Raw genomic sequence first — 20,073 nt, 5'->3', positions numbered from 1 at the left:
GTGGAGGTGTAAATGATTGACTAAAAAGGGAAATCAGCTTCTTTTGGATAACAAGAAACTGGAGAAGCGTCTCCAAGAAATGACTGAACAATTTGAACTCGTCCTTGAACAAAATCAGTACCTTCAAGAACAGCTATTCGCGATGCAGCGTCAGATGTATGGACGAAAAAAAGAAGATACGCCATCTGTCGATGGGCAAACAAATTTATTTGATACAGACCCTTTTAAGGAACCAGAGCAGACTGGTCAGGAAAGCCAGGAATTGATTGAGGTAAAGAGCTTTAGACGGAAAAAGACAAAAGGAAAAAAAGCCTTGTCGCTTGCCCACTTACCCGCAAACCATCTTCACTATTATTTGGAGGGCGAAGACTGTCTTTGTGATGCCTGTGGTACTCACATGACTGAAATTGGCTCCACCGTCGTCCGTGAAGAACCTCTATTTATTCCTGCTCATATTGAAAAAAATTTATTTCACCAGCATGCGTACAAGTGTTGCACATGTGAAAAAGACAATGGAACAACATCAATTAAGAAAGCTCGTGTACCAAAACCTCTGATCAATAATAGTTTTGGCAGTCCTACGATGGTAGCTCAGACAATCGTTGAAAAATATATCAAGAAAGTGCCTGCCTATCGGCAAGAGAACGAATGGAAAACCTTTGGCTTTCCATTGGATCGCCAGAAAATTACACATTGGCATCTTCTGGCGACAGACTACGTCTTGTCGCCGCTGTATCAACTATTAAAAGATACCTTACAGAACCAAGAAGTCATTCATGCGGATGAGACGCACTACAATGTCTTAGACGTTCCAAAAGCCACGACCTATTATTGGCTGTATACTTCTGGAAAAGCAGAAAGCTATCCCATTGTTCTTTACCAACATGAATTATCGCGCAAACATGAAATCCCTCAGAATTTTCTTACACACTTTACTGGCTATCTACATAGTGATGCTTACGCAGCTTATGGAAAAATGGCTGGCATCAAGAATGTTTACTGCTGGGCACATGTTCGTCGGAAATTTCATGAAGCGATCGGCTCACAGCCCAAAAAATATAGCACCGCCTTATTAGGCGAGCGCTATTGCGACCTTCTTTTCAAAGAAGAGAAGAAACTACGCCATCTAGATCCAACGGATCGTCAAAAACAGCGCAGTCAATGGATCAAACCCATCGTGGAGGAATTCTTTTCTTGGGCATCTAATCTATGTGTTCTCCCAAGATCAAAACTGGGAGAAGCCGTTGCGTATCTGCTAAAGTACAAGGAAGGATTGTGTACTTTCTTAGAGGATGGACGGTTAGAAACCACGAACAATCGCGCGGAACGAGCCATCAAAGAATTGGTGATCGGTCGAAAAAACTGGTTGTTCTCAAAAAGCGAAAAAGGGGCGCAAGCAACAGGAATCATTCTGAGCATTCTACGGACAGCTGTAGAAAATGGCTTAGATCCAAGAAAATATCTGATCTATTTATTTGAAAATATCCCCAACCTGCCAAGTTTAACAAAACCTGCGCTGGCAGCTTATTTGCCTTGGAATCAGGAAGTTCAAAGAAAGTGCCAAGCTAACTATTAATAAAAAAAGCACGCCCATCAATCATCCTTAAGTATACAGGAGGATTGATGGGCTTTTAATACACCTTACTATCTGACGGTTCTTTCCAATTTCATGGGATTCGATATGATATACTACTAAATGTAGTATAATTTAATTGTTGGTAGTTACTGTTACATGATAAGGAGGCGTATTTCTTTGGAAGAATTACTTTTATCATTGGACGTTAATTTACATGTTGATGACTGTCAAATAACAAACGAGAAAATCACCTTTGATGTTTCTTCCATTTCTACCTCTGCAAAGTGCCCCACATGTCGCTGCAAATCCACCAATATTCATGATTCTTATACTACTAAAATTCAAGATCTACCGATTCAAAGTAAGACAGTCTATTTAAATTTACTTATACGAAGATTCAAATGTCAAAATCCTGACTGTTCTAAAAAAACATTTTCTGAGACGTTCCCTTTTAGGGAAGGAAATGCACAAAAAACAACACGATTGATGAAACTAATTGTTGATTTAGCAGAAAGTCGGAGTTCTGTAGGTATGACTAAAGACCTTGAAGAAATGGGAATCATAGTAAGGAAGAGTAGTCTATGTAATTATCTTGGGCAAAAAAAAAATTCACGTAGATTATGATGTAGCTGAAATATGCATTGATGATTTCGCTCTGAAGAAACGCCAACGTTATGGCACAATTATGGTAGATATCAAAACTGGGAAAATTGTTGACCTGCTGGAATCTCGTGAAAAAGAGGATGTGATCGAATGGCTTAAAAAATTCAAATGTGTTGAGCTGGTGTCACGTGATGGTTCTCGTACATACTCTGCAGCGATTAAGAAAGCATTCCCTCATGCAATACAAGTCACCGATAGATTTCATTTGGTTGCTCGTCTTTGTGAACTCGCTCAAACATCCATGCGACACTCTTTCCCGCCAAGGATTCCAATCGAGATTTCCAATGAAAAATTTGAAGATTTTCTTCTATATACTTCACGAAGAGATAAAATTATTTATGTAAAACGGCTGCATACCGACGGTATGACACAGCAAGAAATTCGAATGAAAACAGGCTTCGGCCTTAAAACTATTTCCAAGTATATAAAAATGAAGGAGAAGGAAATTCCGGAAGATAAAGCAATATTTTGGGAACGACATCATAATGAGCTAATGGAAGAAAAACAACAACAAATTGATGAAGTGAGAGCCCTTGCCAAAAAAGGAGTTGCCCTTTCCGAAATAACTGATATTACAGGATACACGCCTCAAACAATTGTAAGATATTTAGGAAAAGATGCTTCTTCTCTCAGCGGACAATATGGGATCGATCGTCCTGGTAAATTAGAAAAATATCGCAAAGAAGTTCTTGCGCTTCGTAAAGAAAGAAAAACATACTCAGAGATTTTTCAAATTATTTCTGAAAAAGGATATACCGGAACAGTAGATGCTATTCGAGGATATATGTCCCGGCAACGTCGTCTTCATAAACATTTTAAAGAAGAGTATCAAGGGAAATCCATTGAAATATTAGAACGAAAATGGTTAATTAAACTATTCTATTTACCGATTGAGAAAGTTCCCGTCATTGATAGTGAGTTATTGGAATTAGTTTTCAATCAGCATCCAAAATACAAACAACTCTATGAATTAGTTTGGAGATTTCGTCATTGTTTAAAAAAACAAGATCTAGAGTCTTTTAAAAGCTGGATGTCTTCTGTAAAAGAAAATTTTGATGATGTCTCTCTATTAAAGTTTGTGGGTAGTCTCTTAAATGATTTCCCAGCAGTCAAATATGCGATTACTCATAAATATAACAATGGTTTAGCTGAAGGTAGCGTAAATAAGATAAAGACCATAAAGAAACAGATGTATGGACGGTGCAGTTTCAATTTATTACGAAAAAAAGTTTTATCATTGGAAAATCGTCGAATCCCATGAAATTGGAAAGAACCTATCTGACGCTTACTTTTCACCCATGCAGGGCGCACATCAAAAAAAAGAGCCTTGCTGCTGTAACAGCAAAACTCTTTAATTTAGCAGTGTATAAGCGCGGCTTCCAACCTAGCACCGTGACAAGCTAAAGCAGTCCACTAAAACGTTTTTAGCTCGTCGGTTGAATGAAGAACTTACTCTTGGTAGGGCGGGGTCTTTTTTTTGCTCTTTTTAGTGTCCGCTTGTACTTACACAAACCGTTAATAAAAACGGTGTAAGCAATATTTTAATATATTCTAAACTCCATTAACAATAATCGTTTTGGGATTATTAAATAAAATCTATTCTTGAGAATACAACCAATAAAAAGATAATTTATTGCCATCCGGATCAGAGAAATCAAAATAACGAATTATATCTGGAACATCCTCTATCACCTCATCAGTTATTACTTCAAGAGTTTTAAGCCTCTCAAATTCTTTTTCTATATTTTCAGTTTCAAAACGTAAGACATTCTCTGAAACATTTACTTTTCCTTCGAAAAGTTGAATCCAAACAGATCCAATTGGATACTCAATAACGCCTTCAACAGGTATAAGTTCTTCATCACTTATAAGAACCTTTTTATACCAACTAGCAGATTTCTTCAAATTACTTACCGGTAGACCTACAGTGATACTTTTCGTGTTTAATCCCATAATTAATTCCTCCATTTCATCATCTAACAAGTATTTTACCATTTCAAAAGCAAGTAATATTATTCTAGATTGTGTTTTTTTAAACATGAAACTAAAAGTTTGCCTACATTAATTAATATTGGTGGATCTTCTGATATCGGTTCTCTCAACTTTATAGTAAAGCTATTTCCAGAGCTTTCTGGAAAAGATAATTTTTCATTTTCTTTGCCTCTTAAACTGTTCTCTAAATTAAAATATGACAGAATATCATGAGAGTTATTTATAGCACAAACTAATAAGTAAAATTCTCCATTTGGAATATTCTTCAATTTATTTTCTTTTAGATTTGTAGTTGCTAATCCAGATATAGGCATGTGATTAGGTATTAATGTTTGAAAAAGACCTATAAATACTAAGCCCTTCTCAAATTCTTTCGGAGCATCAATATTTACGATTACAAAAGATTCATTTTTTTCTGCAAAATAATCAAGCGGTTTGTCTTTACTATCATTTTCAAACTCTTTAATATCACAAAACATTTTACTCATTTCTGTTTGATAGTCTTTAGGTGTACTACCTGTATATTTTTTAAAAGTATTCGTAAAACTACCACTACTTTCGAATCCAGAATGTTCTTGTAAATCAATTATTCTTTTTTCTTCATTAAGTTCAATGATCGCTTTCTCAACTTTTAAACTGGATAAAAATTCAACTACACTGAATCCATTTATTTCTTTGAATTTCCTACTAAAGTGATACTTATCATAGCTGAAATATTCTGCTATTTCCTCACTTGTCATTTTCCTGTTAACTGCCACTTCTGAAATAAAAGAAAGGATTTCAGACATTTTTTTTTCATTCTTACCTCTTTTTAGGCTTAATAATATCGTGTTGACACAATGATAAAACTTATTTATCCTACTTGATTGTACTATATTAAGACAAGCTAATCTATAATAACTCTTGGTAAAGAAATCACAGAGAAGTGACAGGTTTTTCTTTAAACAATAGAAAATAAAACTAGAATCGTCCCCTCCCCATACCTGCTTATTTTTCAAATCAATTACTTTCTTTTGGTGATTCTTTTAAAATACTCCCTTTTGACAGCTGTTCAATTTTAAATAACAACTCATCATACATCGAAACGACTCCTTCTTTTGACTCCGAAGCTTGGATAAATATTTTTTTCGCTCGATTGCTTATGTTCTCAAGTTCCAATTCTGCGCTGCTAATCATATGACGAGCTTCAAGGGTTGCTTCCTCTACTGTACGGTTGGCTTGTTTTTTCGCAGAAATCAAGACTTCTCCAATTTCTTGTTGGGATTGAACAACTTCTTTCCGTAACTCTTCATTTTGTTCTATTAGCTCATTGACTTGTCTTTTTGCTTGAATCAGCTCTGGATTCTCTTTTTCATCCTCTTGTTTTTCATTCAATTGGATCAATTGCTGTTCTGTATTCGCTAATTTGACTTGTAGCTCTCGTGCTTCTGTTGAAGCATTTTCCAACCCATCTAGTTTCTCTCCCATTTTTGCTATCTCTTCGTGTGCATCATACAAAGCACTGGTCAAAGCTTTCTTTTCTTCGACCAACGTATCAATTTGAATCAACTCCTGTGAGTGACTCTCAACACCCGCTCTTTGTTTGCTCAATTCTTTCTTTGATCGTTCCTCTGCTTCTTTAGAACTCGTTAATTGTTGTCTCAATGCTTCTATTTCACTTTTTGCATCATCCAATGTCGTTTTCAATTGTTTATTTTCTTCCGTCATTTTATATAATTCCTCCGCTTTTTCTTCAATATCCTTTTTTGATTTTTTGCTTTTTTCAAGCCATTCTTTATTTTCTTCTTCTAAGTAGTTATTATTTTCTTGTAAATGAGCTTTTTGTATCTGCCACTCATTTTTACACGTTTCACAATGTTCGAGTAATCGCTTATTTTCTGCAATCAGTTCTTCCTCTTTCTCTTTTACTTCAGCAATTTGCTGTTCATTATTAGAAAGCGCAACTCTTAATTGTTCAAAGTACTCATTTTTATTTCCAAATCTCTCTTCTTCATCTATCAACTCTTCAATTTGATTCTGTTTTTCTTTTAACAATTCCTCCTGTTGGGTCAGCCTTCTTTCTAACTGTTCTTGCTTTTTCGTTTGTAATTGACTCAATCGATTTTCTTCATCAAAAAGAATCTGTTCTGATCTTACCAGTTGCTGTTCAATTTTTTCTTTTTCTTCTTTGATCCGATTCAGCTCATCTTCCAAAAAACAATACGCTTCTTGAACTCTTCTTATTTCATTTTGTTGGCTATTGTACTGGTCTTCTTCTCTTTTTCTTGTGCGTTCATTTTCTTGAGAAAGCAGCCTTTTATATTCATTCAGATCGCTTGAATATCGATCATTTGCTTGATTTATTTGTTTTTCAAGACGTTTTTTTTCCTTCTGAAGTTGAGTAATTTTTTTGCGTGTTTCACCTGTTTTTTGCTGCAGTTCACTTTTTTCAAGTAGTAATTGTTCAATTTTCTGTCCATATTTACGCTCAGAATCCTTTTTGATTACTTGAATACGCAGCTCTTGCTCTTTTTTCTGTTTTTCTAATTCTTTTTTTTCTGATTCTATTTGTTGGATTTTCGCTTTTAATTGTTCGATTTCCTTTTGTTGTATGACATCCGTTTCATTTACAGAAGGAGGATCGGTCAGTTCTTCTAATTGTTCTTCTGGGACATCATCGATAAACTCCATTAGTGCTCTCGTAGAAAACCATTTCCTATTTTTTTGTTGCCTCACTGCCATGCTATCCTTTCCCACCTTCCCGTTTGACATTCCGTTCAGAATCATTTACTTTTTTGAATGATTCCTTGTTTTTGTCTCGTGTGTAATTCGCGCTATAGACCACTTTGCTCGTCTTCCCCACTGTCGTTACTAATTGAATATGAATTTGAGTAAGTCCAGGTATATCTTCTGCTTCTTTAACAAATGCTTCTACATTTTCTTTGATTGTTTCCTTACTTGCTGAATTATCCGTCTGCCCCATAAGGTTAATAGATAATGTTTTACTTGGGATATCAAGAGAAACAACCATGTTTGATAAACCAAAATATTGAACTAGTCTTTGAGAAATATCAGATTCGATTTTACTCTGTAACATCGACCCTTCTTTTCCTGCGAATAGTTTTTCCCAGTCATACTCTTTTATCCCGATTCCCCCTTCTGGATAGTTTTTCAGAGGAACGTTGCTAATCAGTTGTTCTTGTTGTTGTTCTACCAACGTTAACTGTTCCTTCAATTGTGACACTTCCGTTTTTGTTGTTTGGATGACGGACTGTTGAATGAATGCAACCGTAGTAAGTCCTAAAGTACTCAATCCTAAAATCAACGTGATTAAGAGAAGGGCTCGAACATGCTTTCCATCTTCTACCTTTCTTATATAGGCCGTTTTTTTTTGAAACAGCTCTGATTGATCCGCTTTTCTTTGTATCACGTCTAATCTATAGTTAACGAAGAAACGAAAACCCAAAAAAACAATGGCTAAGACGATAAAAATGAAACTGATGATTCCTAATACGAACATAGTATTTTCCCTTCTATTTGCTTTCTTCCTTTGATTGCATAGGCCCTAAATGTGTCACTAACACTCCCTCTATCGCGTCTTCCTGAATAAATCCAAAGGATCGACTATCCTTTGAAACTTCTAGATTGTCTCCTAAAACCAAATACTGTGCTTTGGGCACTTTCGTCATCATTCGTAATTGTTTAGCTGTTTTTGAATCTAAATGTATGCGATAAGTAGTTCTGAAAGTAGCTTGTTGACTCAAATCTAAGATCAATTCATTTTGTTGAACAATAAATGAATCTCCTGGCATTCCTACTACTCGCTTAACGAGCAAACCCTCTTCACCTACCTTTGAAAAGGCGATTATTTGGTATCGAGAAATAGGTATATTCTTTTTTACAAGGACTCGTTCCCCACTTGTCAAAGTAGGGGTCATAGATGTCCCATCGATTTTATGGATCTTATAATGATTGATTCCATAAACTAAAAATCCTAAAAGAATGAGAGCCAAGAAACCTAAGTAAAACTTTGACCGCTGGCGCTTTCTTTTTTTTCTACGATGATTAATATTCATAGTTTTATTTTGGTGAAAGGTAGGTTACTAAACTTGAACGTGCTAAGTCATTGTTGATTACTCGATAAGAAATAGTTGTCCCTCCGACCACATTTCCCTCAGAAATCAAAATGCCATTCAGTCCAACAGCCTCTACGAAGGCTACATGACCATATGCTGGATCGGAGCCTGCTGATCCTGGAGTAAAGGAAACAAGATAACCTGATTTAGGTTCACTCGTCACACAATAACCCAGCAAACGTGCTTTAGCTCCCCACTGACCGCCATTCCCCATGAACTCATCCACCGGCTTACCCAGTTGTGCCATTCGATTATAGGCATACCATGTACATTGCCCTATCGGATACGAACCGGAGGTGTTATAATTTTTACCATCATATTCCGGAATCGCCATTCGTTTTCTATATTCTTCAGGTATCGTATTTTTCCCAGTTAAGACCGCACAGGTCGTTCCAACTGATATGGGTGTTGTTGCCTTTTTCTCTTTATCATATTGAGTTAAATGATACGCAGCTATTAAAGAACTAATTTTTCGATTGTACGTTGTATCGGTAGCATATTTACCCGTAAGATTATCTGCTGCCTTTAAATAGTTTTTTGCTTTTGATCGCCACGACCCTTCATAGTAAGCCTTGTTTCCTTGGATACCTTCACGAATTAAGCTAACATAATCCCCCAGAGATTCTCCGTAACTTGGGTAGCTTCTAAAAGAAGAACGAATGCTATACATTTGACCATTTCCACGATCCTCTTGTGTCGCAAAATCTGCCGATTGTCCCTGGTAACTACCTTTGACTCCAAATAAATTATAATGAGGTGACATGGAAAGGGTACTCGTCCCTGAACCACTTTCTAAAATAGCTTGAGCAATCATAACAGAAGCAAATACGTCGTACTTCGTTCCAAGGTCTTGAGAGTTTTCTGCAATTTTTTGAATAAACGCTTGTGTTTGTTCATTTGTTTGATAATTCATATTTGCAGGATAACTTTTTTCAAGACCCTTTCCATAATCTGTTAATGTAGGAAAGTTTATCCTTTGAATCGACTGATTCTTTTCTTTATTCTCTAATATTTTTATTTGCACAGTTAAAGAGTCTTCTGTTGATTCTTTTAAATTTTTTTTATCAACAGTAAGATATCGGGAATCACCTAAGTAAATTCCTTTTAAAGAGCCGTTTTCATATAATAAATCTCCAATTTCTTTCTCTTCAAAAGACCGATTTGATTTCTGTATCTGATCCACAGACTGATCGAATAATCTTTTTGTAAGGGAATCGATTAGTTGATTCGGGTCTTTAAAATCGTTTTGTTCAGAACTCGATTCTAATTGTTCAGGTTGATTGCTCTCTTCATTCAGCGTTTCTTCAGCCGCTTCTTTCCCTAGTTGTTTGATCCCTTCGTAGACAAAAATGGCTGGTTCTTTTGATTCGAAAGAAGATAATAATGGTAATTCAAAGCCATTCAAATCAGACTCTGCCATTTCACTTACTCGTAGTGAAGGATCTAATTCTACAGTAGTAAGATTGGATAAGTCAGTATTCTCTCTAATTGTCGGAAACTGTCCAGTAGAAGGAGTAGAAGCTACTTCTGGTATTGTTACCTCTTTGACTGGGGAAACTTCCTTTTTTTTAGGAATTTCTGCTGGTACATCTGATATAGGTGCAGAAGGTTTGGTGGTTTCTGTCTGCATTTTATCTGTGCTCGTAGTAATACCTGCACTTGTTTCTGTAGTTGAAGATGGTGTAGTTTGTTCAGAGTTTTCGATTCGCGACGTGCTACTCCCCTTCGTACTTGAATCTGCTTGCTTGGATGAACTGCTTTCTTTGCTGCTTTGAGTACTACTTTCTTCCTTGATTGAGGAAGAAGTATCCTTATTTGTGGAAGGCGTCGATTCCTCTGAAGAATTGTGCGTGTTACTGTCACTTTCCTTAGTATCTTTTTGTTGGGTATCAGCTTGAGCACTTTTTGATTCGTTGGTTTTGAGTGTTCCGATTTGCTCTTGGTGTCTATTGTTTTTCGTAGTGTTTGCTGTTGACGTATTGACGGAATATTCACTTGTACTCGTTGTTTCATTGCTTGTTTCTGTAATTACTTTTTCTTGTGAGCTCTCTACTGTTAAATTACTTGCATGAAGGTCTGTTCCCTGAACACTATGTATGGCAACAATACAAGTTACTAATAATCCTGCTCCAATATATTTCTTTTTCACGTAGTCCCCTCCTAATGACTTTTACTACTATTTACTGCTTTTACTACCTCTTCAGATCATTAAAAAACAATTGAAGAATTAGTAAAAACAAAAAATAATTAAGAAAGAAACAGGGTAAAGAAAAACCCTGTTTCACTATTCAAGGTAGTTGTTCTTTTTTTCACTGATTAAATTCTTTTTTATATAGAACAAGAACCCTGCTAGGATGATCAACATCGCACCTATCCCGAACATTTGATGCTTTTCTTCCCCTGTTCTAGGATAATTTTTAGAATAATCTGTTGTTCCATTTGAAGTGGGAAAGTCCTTACTGTCTTTTGGTTCATCTTCTTTCGGTGAGTTTGGTGTTATTTGCGAAACGTTTTTCGAAATATTTTTCGGATAGATATGGATCGTTTTCATTGGATTACCAAACTCATTATACAAAGGGGTGATCAGTACTAGTTGGTCCGCCTTTACTTTTACATTCTCCGGTGTTTTGGATTCAACAATTAAGTAGGCATGTTGGTTTCCATCATCTGGCAACGAAAATGAACCTAGGCCCTCTTTTCCTTCTACTGTCGCAGTCGTTGTTTGTGCTATCGATTGCATAGTTTCTAATGAATACTGTTTTTGAATAAGGGTCTTTTGAGCCTCTTGCAATGAGTTGTTTTTTCCTAATTCTTCATTTAACTGATCTGTTATATCGTAGATACTGAATTCAACACCATTAAGTCCTTGGTATTGTTGCAATTCTTCCTTTGATAGTTCTTGACCACTATTATTGATAACCAGCGAGTTTCCTTCTTTGTCATCAGGTAAAATCAATTTATGAATGTATACCTGTGTTCCTTCAGTACCCTCTGCCGAAACAGATGTCGAACAAACGTACATAGTGACAAATGCCAACCCTAAAACTACGAGTGTTCTTAAAAATTTCATGTTTTATTCAACCCCCTTTTTTTGTTTCTTTTCCTATATCGTTGTATCAGATAACTCATTAAGAGAAGAAAAACGATTCCTGTGATCCCCGCCATTAAAAGATGTTTGAATGTCCAAAACTTGGATTTGTCCTTTTCAAAAGGATTATAGGGCACTCGATGACCGCGGACTAACAAACGATGACTATTGATTCCTAACGGTGTACAGGTCACCAAAGTGACATAATCTTTCATAGGACTCTTCTCAAAATGACTCATATCTTCTGGGGTTATCGTTTTTATTTGATCTACTTTATAGGCATGGGTTTCCTTCAATACCTTTATATAAAAATGATTTCCATTTTTTATATCTGGGAGATCTGTAAACATTTTCCCTAATGAAAGTCCTCGATGTCCAGTAATTACTGAATGTTTTCCCACTCCGCCTACTGGCAAGGAGCTTCCTTCTAATACGCCAACCCCTTTTTCTAAAGCCATTTCATTTGTGGTGGGGTAAATCTGAACTTTCAGATTTATTTTAGGAATTTCGAGAATCCCTACTACAGCTGGTAACTTAGTCTTTTTTACATCAATCTTATTGGTTGTTCCAAAGGGATCTTTTGTATTAGTTTTTTGTTCTTGCTTTTCATTGTCTTCTTCAAGTTTTTTCTTCTGATTAGCAATTTCTTTTTGATCTAACTTTTTGACTTTCGTTTCATAGGTTCGGATGGACATGGTCTGAGACTTACTTAACTTATAGTCTGCATAAAACGGATACGATAAAAAACCGATACCTACTACCGCGACTAATAAAAAAATAAAATCCACAAACTTGAATTTTCGTTTCAAAAAAAGCCATCCCTTCTAGAGAAAAGCCAGAGAAGCGGTTTCTCTGGCTTCAGTTTTGATTAGTGCTGCACACGTTTTTTGTAATATACGCCTGCAACTGTGACCATCAAAATACCACCAACAATAGCAATCATTAGTTGTGTTGATCCGGTAATTGGTAATTCAGATTTCTTTGTATTATCAATTGTATTTAATGAGCCCACATACGTCTGATCTGAAATTGTAAAGTCTTTTGTTGTTGTTAAAATTGCATATCCATCAGGTGCAGCAATTTCTTTCAGTTTGTAGTTGCCGTATTCCAAACCTGCAATATCAAATTTACCATCGCTATCAGAAACCAAAACGCCATCCCCAGAAGTTGGTTGGGTATCTGACCATTTAGCCTCTTTGATACCATCACTATTCACATCACCCCAACCATCGAAGTACTTACCTTCTGAATTGATCAGTACAAATTTTGCTCCGGCCAATTTTTCTGCACTATTTTGGGCATCGACTTTTTCAAATTTCGCTCCACCAGTGTATACAGGTATTTTTCCTGTTATATGTTCTGAATCAGTTCCTGGTGTCGGATTATTATTCCACGATAAGTCAAAACTGTTTTCTAAAGCGGTATCTACTTTGGCATCTTCATTAATCGTCATTTGATAGCTCACAGTGATTTCTTTCCCAGCCAATGCAGCAACTTTGTCACTTACTTTTCCATTATTGATAATGAAATCAATCACGAAACCATTGGTTTCTGCCTTATACGTATAATCTTTACCCAATTCTAAGACAGTGCCGTCAGAACCTTTAACCGTTACGCTTGTGTCTTTACCACTATAAGTCAACCCGGTACCCGCGATATCCTTATAGTTGAAGACAGTGTACCAATTTGTTGTCACATCATTTTCGCCATTTTTGATCTCTCCTCCAGCGATATCTGTTGGAACTTTAATCGTATTTGTATAGTCTACAGCATCACCAACTCCAAATGAGTTCTTCCCATTATCTTTATTTTCTTCATTTGTCGGATTTGTTCCGTTGGTTACTTTTTTCTCACTATCTGGTTTTACATAGTTTACAAAATCAATGTGCAAGGAATCTTTATCTACGCCATCATCTGTGATTGAGAAAGTTAATTTATTATCTGCATTATTTTTAGCACTCCCACTAATCACATGGTTTCCTGGTGCTTTCGTTTCGACTAAATAGTAGTCTCCCTTTGTCAATCCTGTGACTAATACTTTACCTGAAGTATCTGAAGTTAATGGTGTTTTGTTAATCTTTGTTCCAGATCCAGGTTGTCCTTGGTATAGATCGAACTCTGCTCCTTGTAATTGATTACCTGATTTGATTGCTTCACTGTATTTGACCAAAGTCAATTCAAGATCTTGGACTTCATTTTTTGGATAAATATTGACATCATTCAGAAATCCATCCCCTGCTTTGTTCGTCATTGGTAAACTAATTACCATTGGTTGAGCAATTTGATTCACGAGCCCTTTAGCGCTTTTTGTTTCTAGAATGACATAGACATGCCCCGACCCATCAGAGTTTGCAGCAGCCAAGTCATTGAAGTTAACAGATCCATCTGCACCTACAGATTTTTCACCCACAGAAGTCCCATTTGTACTGATCCAATTATTATATTGAGCTTGTGTTAATCCGTTTACCTCTGCTTGAATATCATCTACACTTTTGGTTTTCGCATAGGTGGTTACATCCACTAAAGTGAATTTAACATCCCCATATTTGCTAGGATCAAAATTTTCTACGCCACTTGGTAATGTTTGTTCACTACCATCATTCGTAATTTGTGGTTTCTCCCCCGTGTATTGAACTTTATGAACAATTAAATTAGATGTTGCCGGTGCTGCCTGTTCCGCTGCATACGCAGAAGCAATTTCCTGATGGAAACTACTTGGTAACACTGCCAATGGTGCTAAAGCAGCAGTCGCTGCTAATGTCACCATCATTTTTTTATACTTGCTTGTTTTTGTGTTATTCTTCATCACTTTTTTACACTCCTCGTTCATCTCTTTTTTTATAGCCAACATATCCTAAACTTGTCAGGATAAGTAAACCACCAATACTAATAAAGCTGATTAGAAGTTTGCTACCAGTTTCTGGCAACATATTTTTTCTCCTATCGCCTAACACTAATTGGATGATACCCGATGCATCTGCTTTTCCTTGAGAAATCACGGACCCATCTTTATTCATTACATATAAGTTTCCTAAGCCATCAATTGTGAGTTCATACACTTTTGTTGCTAGTTGATATCCTGTTGGTGCTTTTGTTTCTTTTAGCGTATATTTACCTGGTAAGATTGTTCCGAAATTGATTTCTCCACTTTCATTGGTCAATTTTCTTGCTATTTCTTTACCTTCACTGTCCATCAATTGATACTCCGCTCCAGCTAGTCCTGTTTTTTGATTGTCTTGATCTACTTTTTTTAGCTCCAACTTATAAGTATCCGTCATAACAACCCCAACTTTAAGCGGTTCAATTACTTGAGACGTGTTCTCCTGGTAAGCAAATGAATTCCAAGCAGCACGGTCATAATCGTTAACAGTTGGATCCAATAGATTAGGATCTGTTATTTGATCTTTTAGCGGAGCCTGCATTTTGAAACTATAAACTAAATTACTTAGGCCCTTCCATTCGACTCCATCCTTTAACCTGATCATGTAGCTATGAATCTTAGTCCAATCTGTAATCTGTTCCTCTGTTTTCCAATTAGGATTTTCTGCATCTTTAGGGTCAACCAAATGGGTAGTCGTTTCTGGATAAACAACGTTTTTTGTTAAATCTTCACGAGAAGGATTTCTGCTTTCTGAATAAAGAATATCTACATCTGTTTGCCAAGAAAGTACTAACGGTCCTGTTAGTACAGGTTCAAATTGAGAACCTCGGGAGACACCATCTGTTATACCTAAATCGTTGATAGATGGTAAAACATCGATCAAAGTGAACTTGTTAATTGTATCTTCAGCATTACGTTTGGTAAGTTCCACATTGTACGTTATTTCTCCACCAGGAGTTGTGTGGCCAAAGTCCGAAAAGGTGCTGTCTAAAGAGCCTTTGACTTGTTTTTTCGTTTCCAACATATTATTTTTAAGTAGTGTATACTTATTAGACGATTTCACGCGTAAGTCGTCTGTCTTTCCATTCTGGTTTAAGTCATTGGTATCTTTTTCAATATAAGAATCGGTGAGAGTTCCTGCACCAGAAGGAACTCCAATTTTAGGATTTCCAGAATAGCCATAGGTATCTAATTGAATAGGGTTAGACACTGAACTACCAATAATCACATTAAAAGCATAAGACATCACTTTTCCAGGTGGATTTATGCTGTCATCCCATGCAATTCTAACCAACTGTCTTCCTGTATTATTAAAATTATTAGATACAATTCTAATTGTTCCGTTTTCATTGTTGCCATCAATTGTTTTACTATCCCACTCATAGATATTTTTTAATTGATATTCTGGATTAGATTCGTTTACTTTGATGTCTTTAGGAAGTAAGATAGCTCCTTCGAAAGGTTTATTTAAAGCTGTTATAGAACTTGAGACTGCTCCAAATTTACCGGTTATCCTATTTTCACCCTGTTGGACAATCCCCCCAGGAGCTTTATCTAACCCGATTGTTGTCCGTGCGATTGGAATGGTGTCCGGTGGAGTAGCCACAACTTCAGCTGTCCGATAACCAGTATATTTAGTGACCTCGTTCATATCTGAATAATTATTCCATTGTGATACTTCTCCATTTAATTTATAACCTGAAACGTCATATTCCACTGTGTTTTTTACTGTCCCGACAAAACCTTTCTTTATTGAGAAATGGAAGAAAAAACCACCATTTTCGGCTAACATTCCTGCGGGAGCATACGTAAAATTGATCCGGATTTTTTGCACGTGTGTCCCATCAGTCAAACCAAGGTCTTTTTTGTCATAATGTTTTCCTGGTTTAGCATTTGTTATATACTTTTTCTCCAATCCATTTATTGTTAAATAAACATCTAATTTAGGTTGTTTATCTTCTGGAAAACGTCCGTTATCAATAGTAGATAATGGACTGTATTTAAAATTAGGCACATTGATTGTTTCTACGTTCATGTTAGGATCAACATTATATGTTAACTCATATTTAGTAAAATCTTTGGTCAAACTTGCTGCAACAAATGGAACAACATAGACTCCAAAGGATAAATCTGCAGAGTCATACACTAGAGGATCTGCGTTGCCAATACCAGTTTGTCCTCGACCATTTATTGGTCCTGAGTGGTTTGGTGACCAAACATAGCCAGGAGATTCATCGACACCTGATGGATCGCTTATTCCAGTAGTTACAGTACTTTCTGCATCACTACTTATAGTTTGATCACTAATATTAATCGTTTCTGAATGAATTGTATTCGTAAACGATGCGAAATTTGAAATATCAGAATCGAATTGCAAGCGAATATTAATAGTTTGATCAAACAAAGAATCTACAGCGTTCTTTTGCATTGCAAGAGTTGGTGTATCTATCTCCCAAGTTATGGTCCTCGTTTTCGAATCATAGACACCGCCTGAGTCATCATCTATATAAGTCAAACCAGATGGAATTGTGTCTATAATTTTTATTTTTTGTCCAGGTTTCAAAAATGCCAAACCAGACAACTTGTTTTGTGCAGAAACTTTAACTTGCCATATCCCTATATTTGTTGCTGTAGGAATTGTGTCAATTGTGCTTCCAGATTTGTCTTGTGTTTTCATATAACTTTTTGAACTCGATAACGTTGTTGATGAGATAATATTTACAGTGGCATCATCTTTAGCCTTCCCTTCAAATTGATCAGCTGTAAATTCTGAATTTAATGTAACTTTTGTGCCGTTTATCGTCGTTCCATTTTCTGTCTTCACTTTAATGATCGTTTCATAAGTTTTTCCCGGTTCTACATCGCCTATCTTATAAATCAAAGTATTTCCAGGTTCTAAAGTTGGCACAATGTCCATGATTTTCAAATCCGATAATTCCGAGGATAATTGATAATCTGTTGGAATTTGTACTGAAATGACTCCATTTTTATATCTAGTTGATGCACCAGTGACTTTGAACACTAATTTATATAATGCATCATCTCCACTCAAAACATTTTCATTTACAGGAGAGATATCTAAGTCAGCAGCAATAGTTCCTGATCGTGGACTTATTTTTGTGGTTTCTTCTGTAGTAGAGGAAACTGTATCTTTGTTTTCGATATCTTCAAGTTGATTCTCCTTGATACGAATTGATAGACTCGCAGATTTGTAAATATGATTATTTACGTTCGAGAATGCATTGAATTTCATTTCTCCTTCTTTTTTTGGTACAATAATAAACGGAACTTTATTAAGAAGATTTTTTCCGAGATCGAAATCGACCATGATTTGATCCTGTTTTTGTCTAAGTACTGCTCCAGGATCGTCGAGACTTGGGTACATTTCATTTATCAATTTTTTTGTTCCAGCCATATCCAGTTCCATATCTGGTGAAATCTGGAACTGTGCTTCTTTAAAAGAATTATTTGTTCTATTGATAGCCAACGAAATAGATTCATTTAATTCGCTTGTAATGGGTGTGTTAATAGGAAAATCCTCTGAAATTTTTGAAAAAAATAGATCTGACGTTTCTTCAGAGGAGGAAGACTCTTCTGCTCTTATAGGCCTAATTGTTAAGCTGAGAGAAGAAAAAATGGTTGCCATGATAAATATCCCAGTAATAATAGAGGTAACCCTCTTTTTCAACTTTAACCCTCCTTAGTCATCATTGCTCTTTTGCCGTGATAAATTGCTTTTGTAGAATTCCCCATGAACCACCACCTGTTTGAAAATTTTCTTGTTTTTAGTAGAAACAAGAATTGTATAAAAGTATTGATTTATTAAGCTTTTATCGGAGGCACTGACGGAGTTTGACGGTCAAAAAAAAGGAATGAAAAAATTTCATTCCTTAAAAAATATTAATTTGATATCTATTGTTTTTTCACAAACTTAATGCTTTCTCCATGTTTAAAATAACCTGCGAGCGCTGCTCCATCATTGTATCTGCATAGATATCTAGGGTCATTTGAGTAGAGGCATGACCGAGTAGTGCACTAACTGAAGATATGTCCCCATTCGTTTCAATACACCTTGTTGCGAAAGTATGTCTCAACTGATGAAAATGTATCGACTCTAGCCCAGATAATTTTAATAATTTGTGAAAGGAATACGTAATATTTCTTGGTTCATAAGGCTTGTTATTCTTAGAAAGAACATAGTCTGATTCCTTTTGTTTGTAGTATTTAGACAATAGACGATTTATTTCTGTGGTCATAGGTATCATTCGTGTAGAATTGACAGATTTTGTTTTTGAGTGAATGATGGCCGTTTTATTATGGGAAGAGTTTGTTCGTATTCGTTGTAGCGTCCCGGTTACTTCAATCACCTTCTTCTCAAAGTCTATGTTGTCCCAAGTCAATGCCGCTACTTCCCCAATTCTTAAACCCGCGTGTAAAGAAAGAAACAAAGGAATAATAATCAAGGGATTAGTTGTCTCCAATGCCGTTGCTTCTAGCAGTAGTTGTTCTTTTCTTGATAAGGAACGAACTCTTTGCTTTTTAATTTTAGGTAGATTGACCTTTGTTAAAGGATTTCTATCAAGTAATTCTTCTTTCACTGCTAAGTTTATTAGTCGATTAAATAATTTGAAAATGATACGAATAGATGACTCGGATAATCCTAATCCAATTAAATAATCAACAAACTCTTTGCCAATCTCCTTAGTTATTTCATTTAAAGGAATCCAACCTAAAAAAGGATAGATATATTTTTCTAACTTGTAAATATACGAAGACTGAGTGGCTATCGATAGTTCATTCTTTAATTTAGCTATACATTGTTGGCCCCACTGCTGAAGAGACATCATTTTAGTTGAAGTGATTTTTCTCGTGTGTTGATAAGCAACTTGTTTTTCGTAAAGCTTTTTCTTAACTTCTCGATAGGTCTTATCGTAAATATAGCCATACTTAATTTTACCACTAGTGGTCCGAGATTTTATGTATCTACCTTCCCAACGACCATCTTTTCTTTTGTATATATTTTCTCCTCGACGACTCATTATGAAATGCCCCTTTATTTTTTTATTCTGACGATTATTTTGACGGGTATAGAAACCGTAAGAAAATTAATGGAATCAGTTTTGAAACCCAATATAAAAAAAGATTGATTTTTCATATAACGTTCTTTATAATGAAATTGTTAACGGAAAATTGAAAATAATTTGCCGTTTTTTTATACAATTCTTGTTTCTACTAAAAACAAGAAAAAATAATTTGACTTTTCTAATCCAATAGGTATATTACTGAGTGTTAGAGTTAATAGATGATCCTTTTGAAACTGGTGTATTATCTCTCGGATTCTGTCTCAATTTGTTTTCTACATCTACTAAACTTAATTATTCAGTTTAGTAAAAGAAGTTGATAAAAAAACGATTAAGCAGGTGCAAAGAATAGACTTTGATCCTACTTAATCGTTTTTTGAATTTCAGTTACATTATATTATCACGCTTTATAAATAACCTTCAGAAAAAAGCGAGCTGACAATCTAAAAATACCTAAAATTTTTTGAGAACCTTAAGGCTTTTTTGACATTTTCCCGCTCAAATCCAAAGATTGCCCCCCATTTTTAATCGACGCTTACTTTTCGGCTTTTCAAAAATCCTATACTTTAAGCCAGTGTTAACAGTTTATGAGAATCATCGAACGATCACAAAGAAGTGTTTCGAATACCAATCTTAAAAGTTTTACTCATGATAGAGGCCTCTTTCATGGTTTAGAT

14 protein-coding genes are annotated in these 20,073 nt (G+C 35.7%); 3 read left to right on the top strand and 11 right to left on the bottom strand.

The features are described from left to right. The first annotated feature begins 16 nt into the window (after positions 1-16). From tnpC to IGI52_RS02015, 3 genes are all read left to right on the top strand, one after another. Entirely contained in the window at positions 17-1,576 is a 1,560-nt protein-coding gene (gene tnpC / locus IGI52_RS02025; protein WP_438780295.1) for an IS66 family transposase, read from the top strand. A 177-nt stretch (positions 1,577-1,753) separates the two neighbouring features. Then, a complete protein-coding gene (locus IGI52_RS02020) occupies positions 1,754-2,200 on the top strand; it encodes a transposase family protein (RefSeq protein ID WP_438780294.1) in 447 nt (148 codons plus the stop codon). Next, positions 2,169-3,500, top strand: coding sequence for an ISL3 family transposase (locus IGI52_RS02015; RefSeq protein WP_438780293.1), 1,332 nt, complete (start codon positions 2,169-2,171; stop codon positions 3,498-3,500). The genes IGI52_RS02020 and IGI52_RS02015 overlap by 32 nt, the downstream gene beginning before the upstream one ends. A 335-nt stretch (positions 3,501-3,835) precedes the next feature. Here the strand turns inward: IGI52_RS02015 and IGI52_RS02010 are convergent, their stop codons facing one another. From IGI52_RS02010 to IGI52_RS01960, 11 genes are all read right to left on the bottom strand, one after another. Further along, positions 3,836-4,192: a VOC family protein gene (locus tag IGI52_RS02010; protein WP_438780292.1), complete on the bottom strand. Its 357-nt coding sequence runs from the start codon at positions 4,190-4,192 to the stop codon at positions 3,836-3,838. Positions 4,193-4,251: 59 nt separating this feature from the next. Beyond that, positions 4,252-5,019 carry a helix-turn-helix domain-containing protein gene (locus IGI52_RS02005; RefSeq protein WP_438780291.1) on the bottom strand — a complete coding sequence of 256 codons (768 nt, stop codon included), beginning with the start codon at positions 5,017-5,019 and terminating at the stop codon, positions 4,252-4,254. Positions 5,020-5,230: 211 nt separating this feature from the next. Beyond that, the gene (locus IGI52_RS02000) at positions 5,231-6,901 is read right to left on the bottom strand and encodes a hypothetical protein (protein ID WP_438780290.1); all 1,671 of its coding nucleotides are present in this window, start codon (positions 6,899-6,901) and stop codon (positions 5,231-5,233) included. Positions 6,902-6,953: 52 nt separating this feature from the next. Then, on the bottom strand, positions 6,954-7,730 hold the full coding sequence (locus tag IGI52_RS01995) for a hypothetical protein (protein ID WP_438780289.1): 777 nt from the start codon (positions 7,728-7,730) through the stop codon (positions 6,954-6,956). Positions 7,731-7,743: 13 nt separating this feature from the next. Then, positions 7,744-8,286: a signal peptidase I gene (lepB, locus tag IGI52_RS01990; protein ID WP_438780288.1), complete on the bottom strand. Its 543-nt coding sequence runs from the start codon at positions 8,284-8,286 to the stop codon at positions 7,744-7,746. Positions 8,287-8,290: 4 nt separating this feature from the next. Next, positions 8,291-10,495: a glucosaminidase domain-containing protein gene (locus tag IGI52_RS01985; protein ID WP_438780287.1), complete on the bottom strand. Its 2,205-nt coding sequence runs from the start codon at positions 10,493-10,495 to the stop codon at positions 8,291-8,293. A 135-nt stretch (positions 10,496-10,630) separates the two neighbouring features. Then, on the bottom strand, positions 10,631-11,416 hold the full coding sequence (locus tag IGI52_RS01980) for a pilin N-terminal domain-containing protein (RefSeq protein ID WP_438780286.1): 786 nt from the start codon (positions 11,414-11,416) through the stop codon (positions 10,631-10,633). Further along, positions 11,413-12,243 (bottom strand): class C sortase, encoded by an 831-nt coding sequence (locus tag IGI52_RS01975; protein ID WP_438780285.1) that lies wholly within the window; start codon positions 12,241-12,243, stop codon positions 11,413-11,415. Before IGI52_RS01975 ends, IGI52_RS01980 begins: the two co-directional genes overlap by 4 nt. Before the next feature lie 59 nt (positions 12,244-12,302). Next, positions 12,303-14,240, bottom strand: coding sequence for a SpaA isopeptide-forming pilin-related protein (locus IGI52_RS01970; RefSeq protein WP_438782210.1), 1,938 nt, complete (start codon positions 14,238-14,240; stop codon positions 12,303-12,305). 7 nt (positions 14,241-14,247) lie between these two features. After that, positions 14,248-18,003, bottom strand: a complete 3,756-nt coding sequence (locus tag IGI52_RS01965) for an MSCRAMM family protein (protein WP_438780284.1) — start codon at positions 18,001-18,003, stop codon at positions 14,248-14,250. A 235-nt stretch (positions 18,004-18,238) separates the two neighbouring features. Continuing rightward, on the bottom strand, positions 18,239-19,354 hold the full coding sequence (locus tag IGI52_RS01960; RefSeq protein ID WP_438780283.1) for a tyrosine-type recombinase/integrase: 1,116 nt from the start codon (positions 19,352-19,354) through the stop codon (positions 18,239-18,241). Between the last annotated feature and the right edge of the window lie 719 nt (positions 19,355-20,073).

Origin of the sequence: Enterococcus sp. DIV0187 (assembly GCF_051713785.1) — a bacterium.
Classification (GTDB): Bacteria; Bacillota; Bacilli; order Lactobacillales; family Enterococcaceae; genus Enterococcus_A; species Enterococcus_A avium.
The sequence above is the reverse complement of the archived record's forward strand: the minus strand, read 5'-3'. Positions and strand labels throughout refer to the sequence as shown.